The sequence below is a fragment of the Streptomyces agglomeratus genome (assembly GCF_001746415.1).
GTDB lineage: Bacteria > Actinomycetota > Actinomycetes > Streptomycetales > Streptomycetaceae > Streptomyces > Streptomyces agglomeratus.
The window spans coordinates 308,869-325,798 of record NZ_MEHJ01000001.1 but is presented as its reverse complement, the minus strand read 5'-3'; the positions used below and the strand labels follow the sequence as shown (position 1 = coordinate 325,798).

The window sequence follows — 16,930 nt, the reverse complement described above, 5'->3', positions numbered from 1 at the left end:
TGCGCACCGGGTCGCCGACTGCAACTCAGCCGATCGGTACCATCCAGTCGGCGGGCAGCACGGTGCGCAGATGCACGATGCCGTTGATCCGCCCCTCGGAGCGGGTTCCGATCCATGCTCCGTTGAAGACGCGGCTGCCGGTGGCCAGGAAGACCTCGTCCTCGACCCGGCAGCCGGTCAGGTAGGAGGTTGGGCCTACCATGCCTGCCGTCCTATGCTCAGCGGATCCCGTCGGGTACCACGCAGGACCGCGTTGTCCATCACGATGCTGCCCTCGCCTAGCTCCACTGGCCCGCCCTGCGCGGTGAGCACCGCACCGAGCAGCACCCGGCACCACTTACGGCCCTCATGGTGCAGGACGGCGTCCGTCTCCTGCGGGCTCGGTCTCGTCGCGGATATCGGACCGGTGACGGGCCCCTCGTCGTCGCGCCTCCTGTCAGGAGCCGCAGAGGTAGCGCTCGAGGTCCGAGCTCGTCATGGCCACGACGGCGGCATCCTTTCCCACTTCGGCAGGAAAGTGTGCCCGGTCCTTCTCCTCACGGAGAATCACCGGCCGACCTGTCGGGGGCAGACTCGCGCCGAGGCGGTCCGCCAGCTCGGCCAGGAGCTCAAAGAACTGGCCGGGCGGGTAGCGGTTGGCGGCGACGCAGGCTTCGTTCACGTCCATCTCGTAGCCGTCGGTGGTACGGATCAACACACCGTTTGTGAGGTCCCGGGGTAAGCAAGTCCGGCCAACATCTGAGCAGCGGGTGGGGAAATTCAGTAAGCCTCATCAGCACTGGCCACGCAGGCGTGCCAGTGTTCCTGCAACTCCGCACGGCGCGCGCATTCTCCAGTCCGGCACGCGCCAATCAGACCGCCCGAGTATCCCGGGCTGTTCGAGCTGCCGCGCTGAAGCGCACATACGCGGCCTGCGGTTCCTGCGGCAGACAGCGATCCCGCGCCACGTTTCCTGCGGTGGCGCTCTTCTCAGGCTCTGTGGATCCCGTGGAACGGGTCACCTAGCATCCGGGTATGGCGATGCTCATGCATTTGACCTGTTCCCCACCCCTGACGGGGGAGACTACTGCGGGAGCGCGGTACCGCCACGGCTGCGGAGGTAGGCCAGGACGGCGCGGACGCGGCGGTGCCCGCTGTCGCCGGCCGACAGTCCGAGTTTGAGGAAGACGTTGCCGATGTGTTTGTGGACAGCATTGTCGGTGATGAGGAGTCTTTGGGCGATGGTCGCATTGCTGTGACCCTCGGCCATCAGCGCGAGTACCTCGCGCTCGCGTGGGGTCAGTGTATCGACAGGGTCACCGTGTGTCAGGAGTTGGGCGATTACCTCGGGGTCCATGGCGGTGCCGCCGTCAGCCACGCGGCGCAGTGCGTCGGTGAACTCCGCGACGCGGCTCACTCGGTCCTTGAGTAGATAGCCGATGCCGCCCCGGGCGTCGGCGAGGAGACGGCCCGCGTATTCATGCTCCACGTACTGCGACAGGACCAAGACGGGAAGTCCGGGGTGGTCTCGGCGGGCCTGGACCGCGGCCCGGACGCCCTCGTCGCGGAAGGTTGGCGGCAGCCGCACGTCCACGATGGTGACGTCCGGCCGGTGGGTCTTGACGGCGGTGAGGAAGCCGGCGGCGTCGACCGCGATCGTGACGACCTCGAACCCTCGGGAGTTGAGCAGGAGTTCAAGCCCGGATGACAGCAAGACGTTGTCCTCGGCGATCACTACGCGCACGGCAGCTCCAGGGTCATGACGGTCGGCCCGCCCGGCGGGCTGCTGATCTTCATGGTGCCGTCCAGAGCGGCCACGCGGCGGTGTATTCCGCCCAGGCCGGATCCTTGGGCGGCGTCCGCTCCGCCGGTCCCGTTGTCGGCGATCTCCGCGCAGAGCAGCGCGCCGTTGCGGGTGACGCGAACCGATGCTCGGGTGGCCCGGCTGTGTCGGGCGATGTTCGCCAGCGCCTCGGTGACGGCGAAGAAGGCGATCGCTTCGACCGCTGCGGGGACCTCACCGAGCGTACCGATGTCGATGCGGGTCGGCACCCCGGTCCTGGCAGCCAGGGTGCTGAGCGCGCCGGTGAGGCCCAGGTCAGCCAGCACCGGCGGGTAGATGGTGCGGATGACGGAGCGTAGCTCGGTCATCGCGTGCTCCGTCTCGGCGTGGGCCTGCCGTACCAGAACGGCGGCCCCGGCGGGGTCGTCGGAGAGGCTCTCGCCGGCCACTGCGAGCCGCATCGCGATGGCCACGAGGCGGGCCTGGGTGCCGTCGTGCAGGTCTCGTTCGATCCGGCGGAGTTCCGCACTGTGTGCCTGCAGGACGTCTGTACGGGTTTGGGTGAGTTCTGTGACGCGTTCGACCAGATGCTCCGCGGGCGATGGCGCCAGGACCGCGAGGCAGCACCGGGCGTGCGCTCGGGCGAGCGGCGGGAGGCCGATGGCGGCCAGTCCCGCGAGGACCACGAGATTCACCAGGCCGAGCGACAATGCGGTGCCCCAGTCGGTGATGCGAACGCTGATTACGGGCAGCCACGGCGCCGTGGGAAAGGCCCACCACGACACGGTGATGACGGACGTGAACAACAGGCTGCCCAGGCAGATAAGGCCCAAGGCGCCCGCCGGCAGACCGGTGACCACCTGCGTCACGAGCCACACAAGGTTGCGGCGGGCGGCGCGAGGGCGCGGCTCGACCGACTGGCCCAGCTGCATGCCGGCACGCCGGCGATGCTGCTCCGTCCAAGACTGTGCCAGCGACGGAACACATAGCAGAGGCGCCGCGGCGAGCGTCACCGTCGCGGCCACCAAGGTGCCCAGCAGGTAACGCCCGCTGCACCATGTCCTGAGCCACCGTGTGCGGGCCGCGACGGGTATGCCTAGCACCTGTCTCGCTTTCCCTGTGTCGTGCAGGAGGATTGTGGGAGGCCCACGGGATTCACCCTAGATAACCAGGAGAGCGTGCGGCACTACAGGTGGCTGTACCTTTCATGCGGGAGCCTGTGGTAGCGACTCGCACCGAGGTGCTTACCTAGCGTCGGGGAATGACATCCACGAGCCCAACCGTCGCGCCGCACCACGCGGACGCTCCCCAGTCCGACCAGTCCGATCGACAGCACCGCTACATCGGCAAACGCTGGCTGGCCGCCGCTGCGGCCGTCCTCGTCACTGCCGGCGCGGCCGTTGCCGTCCAGCTGCCGGCAGACGGACACGAAGCGACCGCGCCCGGATACGGGCAGGACGATCTACGCCGGGACACTGACGCCATCCGGGCGCTGGGGGTCACCGGCGTTCAGGCACGGGTGACCACCGGCCCTGGCCGTGACCTGCTGGCCACGAGCGGCGTCGCCGAGGTGGGCACGAACCGTCCGGTACACCGCAGCGGCTACTTTCGAATAGCCAGCACGAGCAAGGCGCTTGTGGCAACCGTGGTCCTGCAACTGGTCGACGAGGGCAGCCTGGCGCTCGACGACAACGTGGAGCGCTGGCTGCCAGGCTTGGCGGACAGTAACGGCAACGATGGACGCCGGATCACCATCCGCCAACTCCTTCAGCACACCAGCGGCATCCACGACGACGATCTCCCCGGCTACACGAGCCCGCAGGAGTACTACGAGCGTCGGTACGACACCTACGCACCCCAGCAGATGGTCGCGCTGGCGATGAGGCACCGCCCGGACTTCCCACCCGGCACTGGTTGGAGCTATTCAAACACCGGCTACGTCCTGCTCGACATGATCATCGAGAAGGTCACAGATCGCCCCTGGCACCAGGAGGTCGAGAACCGGGTCCTGAAACCGCTCGCTATGGACCACACATACCTGCCGGGCCGGACCCCCACACTCCGTAGTCCACACGCCAACGGCTACCAGGTCTTCCCCTCCGGCGAACGGGTCGACGTCACCAACGTGATCCTCCCCGACCCCGGGGGCCTCGTCTCCACCACTGCGGATGTAAACCGCTTCTTCCGGGCCCTGCTCGGCGGCGAGCTATTGCCCCAGGCGCGGCTGGCCGAGATGCAGGACACCGTCCCGGTCAACAAGGAAGTCCAGGTGTTCTGGCCACACGGACGCTACGGCCTCGGCCTGGTCAACCGGCCCCTGTCCTGCGGTGGCAGCTACTGGAGCCACGAGGGAGGCAATGGCGGCTACATCACCCTGAACGGCGCCACCGACGACGGCAGCCGCACCGTCACCGTCTCCATGTCCACCGCCCTGCACGACTCACCCGACAACGCACTCAGACAGGAGCAAGCCGCCAGTAACCTCGTCGACCACGCCCTATGCGACACCCCCGGCAACGGACGGCACAGGCAAGGCGCCTTCCCCGACATCCGGGCATGGCCGACGGTGGACGGTGTCATCGGCGAGTGGAACGAGGGAAGGTCGCCGGCGAGGTCCGCAACCGCCCCAGCGCCGAGACCTCTTCAGCGGCCAGCACCAGAAGCACGGCCAGTTCACCTGCCACCCGAGCCGCCCGCCCGCGCCGAACTCCTGCCGGCACTCCCGATCCAGCTCGCCCCGCGTCAGCAGGCCCAGCCCCGGCACCCGCTGTAGCCCTCAACCACCCGCACTGCCCACACCGCACCAGCCAATCACCATCGTCGCGCTGCCGTCCGCACCAGGGGCGGCCCGGCCGGTGACATGCTGCGGTCGCCGTCCGCGGGATCGGGGGCGGTGGAGGACCACTCGGTGGTGAACGGCCCGCCCCCGCGTTTGCGGACGTCGTTGATCCATGGTCAGGCGTGTCCACACCACAGGGATCACCTCACTGGTCGTCCCGCCCGGGCAACTGGACACCCCGCCCAGTGCGCTCAGCCCAGATGTTGCGGCACTTGCCCTGTCTCCCGGTCAATGCCTGGATCCCCGACCAAGGGGGGACCGGAGCCATGACCGCCCTCTGCTGCCGCGCCGCGTCAGCATCCTCGTTGAACCGGACAGGGGCCCGGAGTCTGTCCCGCTGCTGTCCGGCAGTTGCTCGACCGGCTGGTCGTCTCCGACCACTGCGGGACAGGCCGGTGACGCACCCGCTTTCGCGGAATGGCACTCTACGCGTCCCACGTCGACGCGGACGGCCCCGAACCCAGCCGGACATGGTCTTGGCCGACAAGGCGTATTCATCGCGCGCCATCCGCGAGCATTTGCGTAATCGCGGTATCCGCGGGGTGATCCCTGTCCCCGGGGACCAGAGGGGCCACCGACCTCGTGCGCAGCGTGTTCGGCCCGCTCCAGCAAGCCCCCCGAAGCGCAGCCGCTCATCGACACCCTCAACGCGTACTTCGACACCGGGTGTGGTCGCCGAGGCCGCCCGGCGGCTTTCCTTGAGCGTGAGAGCGATGACGTACCGGCTCGGGCGGATCCACCAGTTGACGGGCGCGGATCCCGGCGATCGGTACACCTTGCAGACGGCGGTGGTCGGAGCCCGCCTGTTGGACTGGCCGGGCCAGGCGCTTTGACGACGGAGCTGCGTCGAGTGACCGGCGAGCAGGCTGGTCATCTTCTCGCAGCGCGCCCCGGTCCTGTGGCGTACAGCCGGCCGTGCGGCGCGGATGGAAACCGCGCGCGTGCCCATGACACGCCGACGACCCCGGCTGCCGCCACCCCGTAGGCGCTTGTGGCGGCAGTGCCACCCGCGAGGTAGGCCACCGCCCCGGCAAGGGCGACGCCGATCCACTCCCACCGGCCCCCGAGGGCGACCAGGGCGACGAGCAGGAGGGCGTACCAGGAGTAGCCGGGGGTCAGGAGGAGGAACGCCGTGCCGGTGGTCAGCAGCGCGCCTTTCCAGGGGGCTTCGGGGGCGCCGGGCACCGTGACCCCCAGGGCGACCGTGACCAGGCCGAGCAGCGCGGCCGGGAGCGCCCACGCGTCGGGCAGGACGAGCCGGAGCAAGGCGTACCGGCCGCCCGCGCCCGGGTTGTCGTACCCCTCCTCACCGGCGTATCCGCCCAGGTAGCCGAGCACGGACTGTCCCCGCCGACACCCCGGCCCTCTGCGCCTGACACCCCCTGGCCCGGCCCGGTCCCCGGCGCCGCTGCGGTGGCCTGGGGTTGCGGTGATCATCACCCCGCCCCCGGGCCGCCCTAGACCCGCCCACCGCCCCGGGGACTTGTGCGCCTGGGGCCCCTGCTCACACGACTGTTGAGAACTTCGCGATGAGTGCCACGCTCCGCGCCCACCATGCCCGCACAGCCCGCTCGCCCTGCTACGCCGACCGCCGTCCCCGCCCGGCCCGCGCTCGACGAGCCGTACCGTCGGAGCTGCCCGCTCCCGTCTCGCCCGCTCACAGGCGTCCGGATGGCATCGTGCCGTGGGGCAAGTCGCGCGTGCTGAAGGGGGAGCGGCGGCACAGCGTGCAGCAGGCCGCCATCCGTCGCGGGGGCATGGCGGTGGCGACGGTGTGGCGCTGCGGGACGTACGGCCGTGCCGTGTGGTTCCCGAACGTCGACCGCTCGATGCTGTCTCGCGGGGAGCGCATCGGCCGCCCCCGACGCTGAGAGCCTCCCACGCGCCCTTCCCTACGGCCCGTTCGCCACCGACGACGACGCCCGTGCCTGGGCCGCAGCCCACCTCGCCCCATACATGACGTTCACCGTTGCCTCCCTCGCCATGGCGCCGTGCGGGGCTGGTGGCTCTGGCAGCTATGGCAGGCCTGACACGGTGAATGACGGGCGAGGCGGTGACGGGCGTCGATGAACTTCTCGACGTCCCCGGTCGGCCTTCCCTGACGCAACCGTGGTCGCGGAGACCTCGACCGGCCAAGCCGACGCAGGGGAGGACGGAGGCTCAGCAGGTGCGGATCGCCGCTCCCTGCACAAACCACTGAACAACGGCGAGGTGGATTCCTGCCCTGGAAGATTCCAGGGTCTCGGGCACGGTGCAGGCCTGGGCGCCGTGGCGCGACGTCTGTCCCTCTCACAGGGCACGCATCATCGCTTCGCCGGGGTGATCGGATCGCGAGCGGCGCCACACCGCAACCGTGCACAAAAATCCGGATCCCGCCTCCCGGGACACCCGGCGAGGCTTTTTTGGGGGCAGCTCCTTCCCTTCCACCCCTTGGGCCGCACTCACCAGTCGGCTTGTTGCAGCGACGGAGCACGGCACAGCCTTCGAGGAGCCCACCGACTGCGTCGAACGGAGCTGACATGGATGAGCCCGGAGCTCAAGCGCTCACCTGGGCTTCCCGACTGGTGGTGGGGGGGGGAAGGGCCGCCCGTACGCGCATCCGCACCCGCGCCCCACCCCGCCCCGCGCTACGCCCCCAGCGCGTCCAGGGCCACGTCCGCCTCCTTCAGCGCGTCCGCCCCCGCCCCCAGCGAGTCGTACGTAAAGTGCACCTGCGCGTCCTCGATGCCGCAGTACTCCGAGATCCCCACCCGCAGCAGACGCCCGACCAACTCCTTCCAACCCCGCTCCACGAACGGCTCCTCGCCGTAGGCGGCCAGCGCGAGCCACAGCATCCGCTTGCCGCGCAGGCGCGGCGCGCGCTGCCCGTAAGCGAAGCCGTTGTTCCACACCCGGTCGATCCACCCCTTGAGAATGGCGGGCAGCCCGAACCACCACAGTGGGAAGACCACGACGATCGTGTCCGCCGCCTCGACGCGCCGCATGTGGGCCCGCACCTCGGCGGAGTACTCCTTGTTTAGGTCCGCCCAGTCCGGCTCGTCGCTCGGGCTCATCCGCGGGTCGAACTCCTCGGCGTGCAGGTCGAGTACGTCGACGCTGTACCCGTCCGCGGCGAGGCGCGCGCGGGCCCGCTCCGCGAGCTGCGCGGTGAGGGAGTCGGGACGTGGATGAGCGACTACCAGCAGTGCGTGCTTGCTCATCGACGGCCGCCCTCGAGACGGACCAGCATCTTGCCGGTGTTCGCGCCGCGCATCATGCCGAGGAACGCGGCCGGCGCCTGCTCGATGCCGTCGGTCACGGTCTCCTCGGTGTGCAGTGAACCGTCCGCGATCCAGCCCGCCGCCTTGCCGATCCACTCGGGGAAGACATCGAAGTAGCTGCTGACAAGCATGCCCCGCATGGTGACTTCGCGGGCGGCGGCCTGGAACAGGTTGTTGGGACCGGGCGCTGGTTCGGTGTCGTCGTAACCGCTGATCGCGCCGACGAGGGCGATGCGGCCGTTGGTGTTCATGGCACCGATCGCGGCCTGGAGATGGTCGCCGCCCACGCTGTCCAAGTAGATGTCGATGCCATCGGGGGCGGCCTGCGCGAGCTGCTCGGCGACGGCGCCCTGGCGGTAGTCGACGGCCGCGTCGTAACCGAAGACGTCGAGCAGCTTCTTGGTCTTGGCCGGGCCGCCCGCCGAACCAATCACCCGGGAAGCGCCGAGGTTTCTTGCCAGCTGCCCGGCGACGCTGCCGACCGCCCCCGCGGCGGCGGACACGAACACCACGTCGCCCTCGCGGACCGGGGCGACCCGGGTGAGCGCGGCGTACGCGGTCAGGCCGGTGGTACCCAGGGCGCCGAGGTAGTCCTGCGGGCGGACCAAAGCCGGGTCGACCACGGCCGCCGCCGCCGCGTCGAGGACGGCGTACTCCCGCCAGCCCAGGAAGTGCGAGACGGTCGCGCCGACGGGGACGGAAGCGTCACGGGAGGCGATGACCTCGCCGATCGCGCTGCCCTCCATCGCGGTGTCCAGGGCGAAGGGCGGGATGTAGGAGGGGGTGTCGTTCATCCGGCCGCGCATGTACGGGTCGACGGACATCCAGGTGTTACGGACAAGGATCTGACCCTCGGCGGGCTCCGGCACGGCGGTGGTGACGAGGGCGAAGTCCTCGAGGACGGGGGCGCCGACGGGGCGGGAGGCGAGCCGGACTTCCCGGGAGGCGGGGGCGGTGGCAGTTTGAGACATGGTCTGTGGGTCCTTTTCTCGGTGCTTCGGTCGGGCTGATGTGACTACTTTGGAGTGGGCCGCGCACGGACCACTGACGGTCCGCGCACGGCCGCCCAACAGCACTTCCGTAGCGCGCATTAGCGTGGGTGCCATGCGATTCGAAGTGCTGGGCCCGCTGAATGTCACGACGGACGACGGGGCACCGGTCGCCGTACCCGAGCCCAAGGTCAGGGCGCTGCTCGCGTGTCTGCTCGTTCACCACGGGCGGCCTGTGGCCGTGGACCGGCTGATCGACGACCTGTGGGGCGAGGACGCGGCACCGGGCAACCCCGGCAACGCCCGCAACACCCTCCAGACCAAGGTCTCTCAGCTGCGCCGGACCCTGGAGAAGGCGGAGCCCGGCGCCCGCTCGCTGGTGGAGTACGGTCCGGCCGGATACGCCCTGCGCGTCGCGGACGAGGCGGTGGACGCGGCCAGGTTCGGTGCGCTGACCGCGCGTGCCCGCGCCCGCGCCACCGCGGGCGGTGTTGGGCAGCGTATGAAGGTCGCGCTGTTCGCGGATGCGCTGAGCCTGTGGCGAGGCGACGTCGCGTACGCCGAATTCCGCGACGCCCCGTTCGTACGGGCGGAGGCGACCCGGCTGGAGGAGCAGCGGCTGACCGTGGCGGAGGAACTCGCCGAGCTGCGCCTGGAGCTGGGTGAACACAGCATCCTGGCCGACGAGTTGGCGGGCCCGGTGGCTCTGCACCCGCTGAGGGAGCGCCTGCGTGCCGTTCACATCCGGGCCCTCTACCGGGCCGGTCGCCCCACGGAGGCGCTGGACGCCTACCACGACCTGAAGCAGCGTCTGGCCGACGAACTGGGCCTCGATCCCGGGGCCGAACTGACCGCCCTCCAGCAGGCGGTGCTGGAGCAGGCCCCGGCGCTGGCCGCCCCCAAGCCCATCCCCTCTACTACCGCCGCCTCCGTCGATGCCAGGCCGCCGCATACCAACCTGCCCGCCCCGGTGACCACACTGGTCGGGCGCGACGACGTGGTCGCCCGGGTCTGCGCGCTGGCAGGCGACGCCCGGCTGGTTACGCTCACCGGCCCCGGCGGGGTGGGCAAGACGCGCCTGGCGCTGGAGGCGGCGGCGCGACTCACGGACGCCTTCGCCGAAGGCGTTTGGCTCGTCGAACTCGCGGGCGCCCGCGGCGGCGAGGCGGCGTCGGTGGTCGAGAGCGTGGCGGCGGCCCTGGGCATACGCGACGACACGCCACGCGACGGGATCACCGCTGCCGGCACCACGCTGGACCGCCTCGCCGAGGCGATGGGCCACCGGAGGCTGCTGCTCGTCCTGGACAACTGCGAACACGTCGTCGAGCCCGTCGCCGACCTCGCCGAACAACTCCTGCGCCGGGCGCCACACCTGCACATCATCGCCACCAGCCAGGAGCCGCTGGCCATCGCGGGCGAGACCCTGGATGCGGTGGCGCCGCTGGCCGAGGCCGACGCGGTGCGGCTCTTCGCGGCCCGCGCGGCGGCGGCCGCGCCCGGATTCGTACTGGACGAAGGGAACACCGAGGCCGTCGCCCTCATCTGCCGCCGCCTCGACGGCATCCCGCTCGCCCTGGAACTCGCGGCGACCCGCGTACGTGCTCTGGGTGTCCACGTACTCGCGGACCGCCTGCACGACCGCTTCCGGCTCCTCAACCAGGCCCGCCGTGACGCCCCCGCGCGCCAGCGCACCCTGCGCGCGGTGATCGACTGGAGCTGGGAGCTGCTGACCGCCCCCGAGCGGAGCGTCCTGCGCCGGCTGGCGGTGTTCCGGGGCGGGTTCGTGCTCGACGCGGCGGAGGAGGTGTGCGCGGCCGAGGACGTTCGTACCGACGACGTGCTCGACGTGCTCACCCGCCTGGTGGACCGCTCGCTAGTTGTCCCGGTCGAGGACGTGTACGACACGTACGACGCCCGCTACCGGATGCTCGAATCCGTGACGGCGTACTGCAGGGAGCGGCTGGAGGAGGCGGACGAGTCCCTGTCGGTACGGCTCCGGCACGCCTCGCACTTCGCCGATCTCCTCGAACGGGCCGAGCGCGGGCTCTACGGCGGCGACCAACGCCGCTGGCTGCGCAGAATCGACAGCGAAGCCGCCAACATGCGCACCGCGCTGGACACCGCCGTGGAACAGGGCGACGCGGCGCTCGCGCTGCGCCTCGTCAACGCGATGTCCTGGTACTGGTTCCTGCGCGGACGCCTCGGCGAGGCGTGCCGGACGCTGGATCTCGCGCTGGGCTGCGCGGGCGGACCGGCGCGCGCCCGGGCCGACGCCGGGGCGAGACGCGCGGCCTTCGCGCTGCTCACCGGGGACGATTCGCTGCTCGGTGAGAACTTCGAAGCGGCGGAACCGCGGGCGCGCCTTCTGCTGGAGTACGCACGGTGCGGATTCGAGGGCATGGAGGTCCGGGACGCCCCGCTCGACACGATGCTGGCGGAGTTCAGATCAGCCGGCGACCGCTGGGGTGTGGCGGCCGTACTGAACGCCCGCGCGACCAGGGCGAGCTACCAGGGCGACCTGCCCGCCCTGCGCGCCGGCGCGGAGGAGAGCGCGGCGCTGTTCGGCGAACTGGGCGACCGCTGGGGTCAGCTGCGCTCATCGGAACACCTGGGCGTACTTGCGGAGATCGCCGGATCGTACGAGGAGGCGGCGCACCTGCACCAGGAAGGCGTACGCAGCGCTCAGGAACTGGAGCTGTGGACCGACGTGTCCTACCGGCTGGCCCGCCTCGGCCGCGTCGCGCTGCTGACGGGCGACGACGCGAGAGCCACCGACTACCACGAACGGGCCGCGCGGCTCGCGGCGGAGCAGTCCCACCGGCCCGCCGAACAGTTCGCCGAGACGGGCCTCGCCCTCGGCGCCCGCCGACGGGGGGATCTCGACACCGCCGAGAAGCACCTGCGCCCCTGGCTGGAGTGGAACCGTCGCCTGGGCGTCGACTCCGGCACCGCGCTGATCCTCGCGCAGCTCGGTTACGTCGCCGAGCAGCGCGGGGACGCGGAGAGTGCGCTGGCACTCCACCGGGACGGGCTGGCGGCGGCCCGCAGGACGGAGGACCCGCGGGCGGTGGCTCTGGCCTTGGAGGGCTTGGCCGGCGCGCACGCGGCGGCAGGTGCGGCGATTCGTGCCGCGGAACTCCTGGGCACGGCCGCCGCGCTCCGCGACTCGGTGGACGCGAGTCTGCCGCCGGCTGAACGCGCCGACGTGGACAGGGCGGCGGCGCGGGCGGTGGCGGCGCTGGGCGAGGCAGCGTTCACCCAAGCGATGTCCCGGGCCGGACCCTGCCCCGGAGGCCCACGGCTGACCCTGCGGGGTGTTCTCCCCACCCAGCCCCCTCCCGAACTGGGGCTCCGCCCCAGACCCCGGACGCCCTTCGGGCGTGTCCTCCAACTCCGGACGGGCTGGATGCGCCGGTTTGCCGCGCACCGGACACGCCCCGCGACCAGCGCCCCGCACGGCGGGCCGTCCCGCGCGGTGGACCCATCTTCACTTAAGCGGTTGTACGCACAGCTGGGACAGCCGTTCCTGCTGCTCGGGCGTGAGGTGTGCCCAGGTGCCCGGCTGGGTCTGCCGCTCCAGCCATCGTCCGATGTCGTTGCCGTCCATCAGCACGCCGGGTTGGATGTCGGGCAGGTGGCCGTCGGCGTCGACCAGGGCCGCGAGGACGCGGTAGTGTTCGTTGCCAGTCCAGCGGCCAGGGGCAGTTCCAGTCCTCACCGATCGCGGTCAGTTGTTTCGCGCGCTCCACCGCCCCCTCCGCGCCTTTGCCAAGGCCGTCTTTGCGGCGGAGGTTGGCCATGTGCCCCCCGATGGGCACCATCACTTCAAGATGTCCGACGACCGCTGTGATCCCTTAGTTGGCCTCGCAGCCGATGCCGTCACCGTCGCGGTCGAGGTTGTGTGGGTCGGACGGGCCGACCCAGACGGGTCCGGGAAGCTCTGGGCAGTCGACGTCGGGCTCACCTTCGGAGGGCCCGGGCGGGTAGGCGCTCTCGCGTTCGTCCGGCGCCGGCGCTTCAACAAGGCGTATGGCGGCGTCAACGATAATTCCGCCCCTGACTGTGTAGGTGCCCTCGAAGGACTGCTGGGTCCCATCTGGCCGCAATACATCGATCACTACAGTTACGGTCCCGCCGCTGACATCAAGGATGTGAACGGTGTCGCGTTCAACATCGGCAAACCCTGCCGCGAAGGACGAGTAGGAAGGGTCGCCAAGGTTCTTGCCTCCGAGGTCCCACGCCCGCCGATAGTCGCGCGCATTGATGGCATCGAAGTACGCCTCGACGGTGGAAGCTGCGTCAGTGGGGGCGGACGGCTTAGACGTGGTCGGGGCTGGGGGCGGAGGCGGCGTAGTGGCTTCGGGCGGTGTCGGGGAGGGCGTTGGCGGCTCAGGGGCGGCGGTCCGGGTCTCGGTCTGGGTCTGCGTCCGGGTGACTGTTGGAGTGGCCTCCTGCGGCTTCTCGTCGTTGTCGGAACCACAGCCACTTAGCCCTGCCACAGCAACGGCCGCCGCCAGCAGGAAGGCGGAGCCTGAGGACAGGACGCGGCGCATAGGCATCACCTCACGCAGAGGATCCCGCATTCACTCCAGTGTGCGCCGACGGTGTAGGACGCGCCTGTGGACCACGTGTCCCGAGATGGTAGGTAGCTTGCCTCGTACGGCAGCAGCCGGGCTGCACCCGACCGAAGGAAGCGTGAGCGCCGCCTGGCTGAGTTCCGTTACGCGGAGGCGATGAACACGATCGCGGCCAGCACATCCCGGTCCCATGCGGGCGTGGGCCACCGCCCTGAGGCCGCGTCGGTGCCTGCGGCGCTGCCCGCTGGAACAGCACCCGCAAACTCGTCCCGGCCCTGGCCCCGGCACGGGCGCCGGGACCGGTGCTGGCACGGGCCTGGTGCCGGCGGTGTGCGGGATGGTGTGGGTGGTATGAGGCGGCCCGGTCGCTGAATGTCGCCGGGAGCGGGGGTTGCGCGGGTGGTGCGACAGGGGTTGCGCGGGGTGTTGCGGTACGCGTTGCACTGGGTGTTGCGCGTCGCGGGGCCGCCTGTGTGTCAGCGCAGGTCACCAGGAGATTTCGGCGTGGTCGGTTTGCTGACATCCCCGTTGCGGCCGCTTTTGCCCATGTTCCTGGCTGGAGTTGAGGGGTGGGAGGGCGGGTTGGGCGGTGCGGACGCGGCCGGAGATCGGGGCGCTGGGCCGGGTTGCGCGTCGGCCGTGCCGCCGCGCCGCCGTCAGGGTGGTGGTGACGTCGGGCGTGGGGTGTCGGTGGGGGGAGGGTTGGGGCGGGCGTGGTGCCGGCGTGCGGGGTGTCGCCTTCGGCTGGAGGCGTCCGGGTGATGTCGACGCCCACTTCCACGACCGGCTCTGGCTCCACCAGCGTGACGACCAGTTTTCATGGCTGCTACCGGCCTGGGAGAGAGCGGTCAGCCCGTCCATGGATGACCGCGCCCGTCCCGCAGTGAGCAGGCCGGTGACCGCAACTTCTGTTGCCCGGGCGAGGGTGGTGGTGCGGCCGGCGTGCTCAAGCCGCCTATCGGCGTCGTATCTGCCGTGCGGCAGCGTGCGGTGAGCGGCCAGAGGGCCGGTGACTGCGCCGACGTTCGCCTCGTTCGTGTCGCGGACCTTGGATTTCTGCCGGCTCTTTACCGGGGGCCGGCAGGCGTTGTTCAGCCTCTTGAAGACGCACACGAGAGGAGGCCACGTTGGGTGGTCTTGGCGTGCGCGTGTGCGGGGGTGACGGCGAACAGCACTCCGCCCTGTGTGTCGGTGCGGGTCTTCGCGCGGCCTCAACCGGTTTCGGCCAGGGCGGGTAGCGCCAGTCCCCGATCTGGGCGGTCTGGAGGCCGGGCGACTCGGCGCGTTCACCGGTACCCCGGCCGATCCCGGAACTGCGACCTCGAGCCTGGCCCACACCGAACTCGACAAGCAGATCCGTTTCCCTGGAGATTGCCGCCAGGCTCCTGGGCTCGCTCGGCGCCCCTCGCGGGCCTGCGGGTCAAGGACGCGGGCAGCTCCGGGGTTCCCTCGGCGCGCTCGCGGACGGCCCTCGGTGGGCATGTGGGGCCGGCTGCCGGCGGGTGCGACGGCTTTGAGGGGCGCGTTGCTCTTCTCGTGCCTGGAGGAGCGAGGGCGGGCCTGATTCCCGTACGGCGTTCCTCGAAGGGCGGGAACCCGTACGCCGGTTCCCGCCCTTCGGCGGTTCGCATACGTCGGTGTGTGCCTCGCCTGTGCTCAGCCGGCGTAACTGCCCACCAGTCGCGCCAGCTGTCGGCCTGCGGCTCTCAGTGGCTCCTCGCTGCGGTTGACCTGGGCTGTGACCTCGGCGCCCTCCAGCGCGCTGATGACGGTGGTGGCCACCTCGCGTGCGTCCTGGTCGGTGAACCCGCAGGCGCGGAGTTTCTCGGCGACGATGTGTTCCCAGCCGTGCAGGGCCTGGGCGCACACCTGCTGGATCTCGGAGTTGGTGCCGAGGGTCTCCAGGGCGGCGGCGGTGAGGGGGCAGCCGTCCATCCAGCCGGAGGCCCGCAGGCCGGTGGCGAGTTCTACGGCGCAGGCCTCGACGGCCGCGGCGGGGTCGTCCTGGCCGGCCAGCACCGTGCGCAGCAGCGCCGCGAACTCTTCGTCGCCGTGCTTGATCGCGGCCACGGCGACGGCTTCCTTCCCGCCGGGGAAGAAGTGGTAGACGGAGCCCAGGGTGGCATCCGCCTCCGTGGCGATCTGTTTGATGCCGGTGCCCACGTAACCCTGGCGCTGGATGAGCCGTGCGGCGACGGCGACGATCCGCTCGCGTGTGCTGGCCGTGGCGGCGACGGCGGACTTCTGAGGCATGGGGCCACTCTACCCACCTTCTAAGTAGAGCGTTCGTTCTAGAGCTGTGCTACGTTTCCCCGCAGCGCTAGATAGAGCGCTCGTTCTAGTCGCTCCACGTATACTCTGGAGGCACTCATGTCGCAATCCGTCACCGTCATCGGTCTCGGCCCCATGGGACAGGCGATGGCCGCCGCATATCTGGACCACGGCTACGAGGTCACGGTCTGGAACCGCACCCCGTCCCGCGCCGACGCGCTCGTGGCACGCGGCGCCACACTGGCAGCGACCCCCGAAGAAGCCCTGCGCACCAACACGTTGGTGATACTGAGCTTGATCGACTACGAGTCGATGTACACGGCGTTCGAGGGGGCCGAGCAGGCCGTCGCGGGCCGGGTCCTTGTGAACCTCAGCTCGGACGTGCCGCAGAAGGCGCGCGCGGCGGCCCGCTGGGTGGCCGAACTCGGCGGCACGCATCTGACGGGCGGCGTCCTGTCCCCGCCGCCGGGCATCGGCAGCCCGGACGTGTCGACCTTCTACAGCGGCCCACGCGAGGCGTACGACAAGCACCGCGCGGACCTGGAGGTCATCACCGGCAGAACCGACTACCGGGGCGAGGACCCGGGCCTTGCCGCCCTCATGTACCAGCTCAACATGGTCATCTTCTGGCCCGCGATGCTCGCGTACTGGCAGGCCGTCGCCCTCGCGGGCGCGCACGGCATCACCGCCTCACAGATCGCTCCGTACGCGGCCGACAACTACGCGGGCATGCGCCAGTTCATCGACTTTTACGCGCCCCGGATCGACGCCGGGAACCACACGGGCGACGTGGACCGCCTCTCCATGGGCGTGGCGAGCATGGAACATGTCGTCCACACGAACGCCGACGCGGGCGTGAACATAGCGTTCCCGCAGGCGGTCCTGGACACCTTCCGCCGGGGCGCGGAGGCGGGCCACGGCGCGGACAGCTTCAGCAGCCTGGTGGAGCTGCTCCGCAAGCCGGCCTGACCGGAGCTGTCAGGCCCGGCCTTCCAGCTGCTGTCGCGTGGGGCGGCTGAGCTGCCAGGCAGGACCGCGCCCCCCGCTCAGGGCCTTCCCGCGCTCCTGGCATGGTCTTCCCCGCCTGCTGCTCCAGGTGCGCATCAGCCCTGTGCTGATGATCTGCAGGCTCTTGCCGGTGGCGGTTCGGCGTTGTCATGTCAGTGGGTGAGTAGCGGGTCCTCTGCTGTTCGGTGGGTTGTCGTGGGTGGCTCGGCTGCTGCCGCCCCTGC

13 protein-coding genes and 2 pseudogenes are annotated in these 16,930 nt (G+C 70.5%); 6 read left to right on the top strand and 9 right to left on the bottom strand.

Annotated features, from left to right (window positions below; genetic code table 11):
* Positions 1-25: 25 nt before the first annotated feature.
* From AS594_RS44365 to AS594_RS01165, 4 genes are all read right to left on the bottom strand, one after another.
* Positions 26-202, bottom strand: coding sequence for a hypothetical protein (locus tag AS594_RS44365; RefSeq protein ID WP_167367960.1), 177 nt, complete (start codon positions 200-202; stop codon positions 26-28).
* A gap of 234 nt (positions 203-436) precedes the next feature.
* The gene (locus AS594_RS01175; protein ID WP_141747133.1) at positions 437-694 is read right to left on the bottom strand and encodes a hypothetical protein; all 258 of its coding nucleotides are present in this window, start codon (positions 692-694) and stop codon (positions 437-439) included.
* Positions 695-1,063: 369 nt separating this feature from the next.
* Positions 1,064-1,723 carry a LuxR C-terminal-related transcriptional regulator gene (locus AS594_RS01170; protein ID WP_069925224.1) on the bottom strand — a complete coding sequence of 220 codons (660 nt, stop codon included), beginning with the start codon at positions 1,721-1,723 and terminating at the stop codon, positions 1,064-1,066.
* Positions 1,714-2,694: a sensor histidine kinase gene (locus AS594_RS01165; RefSeq protein WP_240508886.1), complete on the bottom strand. Its 981-nt coding sequence runs from the start codon at positions 2,692-2,694 to the stop codon at positions 1,714-1,716. Before AS594_RS01165 ends, AS594_RS01170 begins: the two co-directional genes overlap by 10 nt.
* 329 nt (positions 2,695-3,023) lie before the next feature.
* Between AS594_RS01165 and AS594_RS01160 the strand changes: the two genes are divergently transcribed.
* The 3 genes and pseudogenes from AS594_RS01160 to AS594_RS47830 form a co-directional block, all read left to right on the top strand.
* The gene (locus tag AS594_RS01160; RefSeq protein ID WP_240508885.1) at positions 3,024-4,535 is read left to right on the top strand and encodes a serine hydrolase domain-containing protein; all 1,512 of its coding nucleotides are present in this window, start codon (positions 3,024-3,026) and stop codon (positions 4,533-4,535) included.
* A gap of 445 nt (positions 4,536-4,980) precedes the next feature.
* Positions 4,981-5,215: pseudogene (locus tag AS594_RS40555) on the top strand (transposase); the annotation flags it as partial.
* Positions 5,175-5,434: pseudogene (locus tag AS594_RS47830) on the top strand (PucR family transcriptional regulator); the annotation flags it as partial. The pseudogenes AS594_RS40555 and AS594_RS47830, both read left to right, overlap by 41 nt.
* Before the next feature lie 37 nt (positions 5,435-5,471).
* On the opposite strand, the gene AS594_RS01155 reads toward AS594_RS47830, so the two are convergent.
* Positions 5,472-5,939 (bottom strand): hypothetical protein, encoded by a 468-nt coding sequence (locus AS594_RS01155; protein ID WP_069933645.1) that lies wholly within the window; start codon positions 5,937-5,939, stop codon positions 5,472-5,474.
* Positions 5,940-6,130: 191 nt separating this feature from the next.
* On the opposite strand from AS594_RS01155, the gene AS594_RS43755 reads away from it, so the two are divergent.
* Positions 6,131-6,472 (top strand): hypothetical protein, encoded by a 342-nt coding sequence (locus AS594_RS43755; protein ID WP_141747132.1) that lies wholly within the window; start codon positions 6,131-6,133, stop codon positions 6,470-6,472.
* A 756-nt stretch (positions 6,473-7,228) separates the two neighbouring features.
* Here AS594_RS43755 and AS594_RS01145 read toward each other — a convergent pair.
* Positions 7,229-7,801 carry an NAD(P)H oxidoreductase gene (locus AS594_RS01145; protein WP_069925220.1) on the bottom strand — a complete coding sequence of 191 codons (573 nt, stop codon included), beginning with the start codon at positions 7,799-7,801 and terminating at the stop codon, positions 7,229-7,231.
* Positions 7,798-8,832, bottom strand: a complete 1,035-nt coding sequence (locus AS594_RS01140; RefSeq protein WP_069925219.1) for an NADP-dependent oxidoreductase — start codon at positions 8,830-8,832, stop codon at positions 7,798-7,800. The genes AS594_RS01145 and AS594_RS01140 overlap by 4 nt, the downstream gene beginning before the upstream one ends.
* Positions 8,833-8,965: 133 nt before the next feature.
* On the opposite strand from AS594_RS01140, the gene AS594_RS47825 reads away from it, so the two are divergent.
* The gene (locus tag AS594_RS47825; protein ID WP_069934909.1) at positions 8,966-12,700 is read left to right on the top strand and encodes an AfsR/SARP family transcriptional regulator; all 3,735 of its coding nucleotides are present in this window, start codon (positions 8,966-8,968) and stop codon (positions 12,698-12,700) included.
* A gap of 4 nt (positions 12,701-12,704) precedes the next feature.
* On the opposite strand, the gene AS594_RS01130 is transcribed toward AS594_RS47825, so the two are convergent.
* Both AS594_RS01130 and AS594_RS01125 read right to left on the bottom strand, forming a co-directional pair.
* Complete coding sequence (locus AS594_RS01130) at positions 12,705-13,403, bottom strand: excalibur calcium-binding domain-containing protein (RefSeq protein ID WP_107358013.1); 699 nt, start codon at positions 13,401-13,403, stop codon at positions 12,705-12,707.
* Positions 13,404-15,083: 1,680 nt separating this feature from the next.
* The gene (locus AS594_RS01125) at positions 15,084-15,680 is read right to left on the bottom strand and encodes a TetR/AcrR family transcriptional regulator (RefSeq protein ID WP_069925216.1); all 597 of its coding nucleotides are present in this window, start codon (positions 15,678-15,680) and stop codon (positions 15,084-15,086) included.
* Positions 15,681-15,797: 117 nt separating this feature from the next.
* On the opposite strand from AS594_RS01125, the gene AS594_RS01120 reads away from it, so the two are divergent.
* Complete coding sequence (locus tag AS594_RS01120; RefSeq protein WP_069933649.1) at positions 15,798-16,667, top strand: NAD(P)-dependent oxidoreductase; 870 nt, start codon at positions 15,798-15,800, stop codon at positions 16,665-16,667.
* Positions 16,668-16,930: the final 263 nt, after the last annotated feature.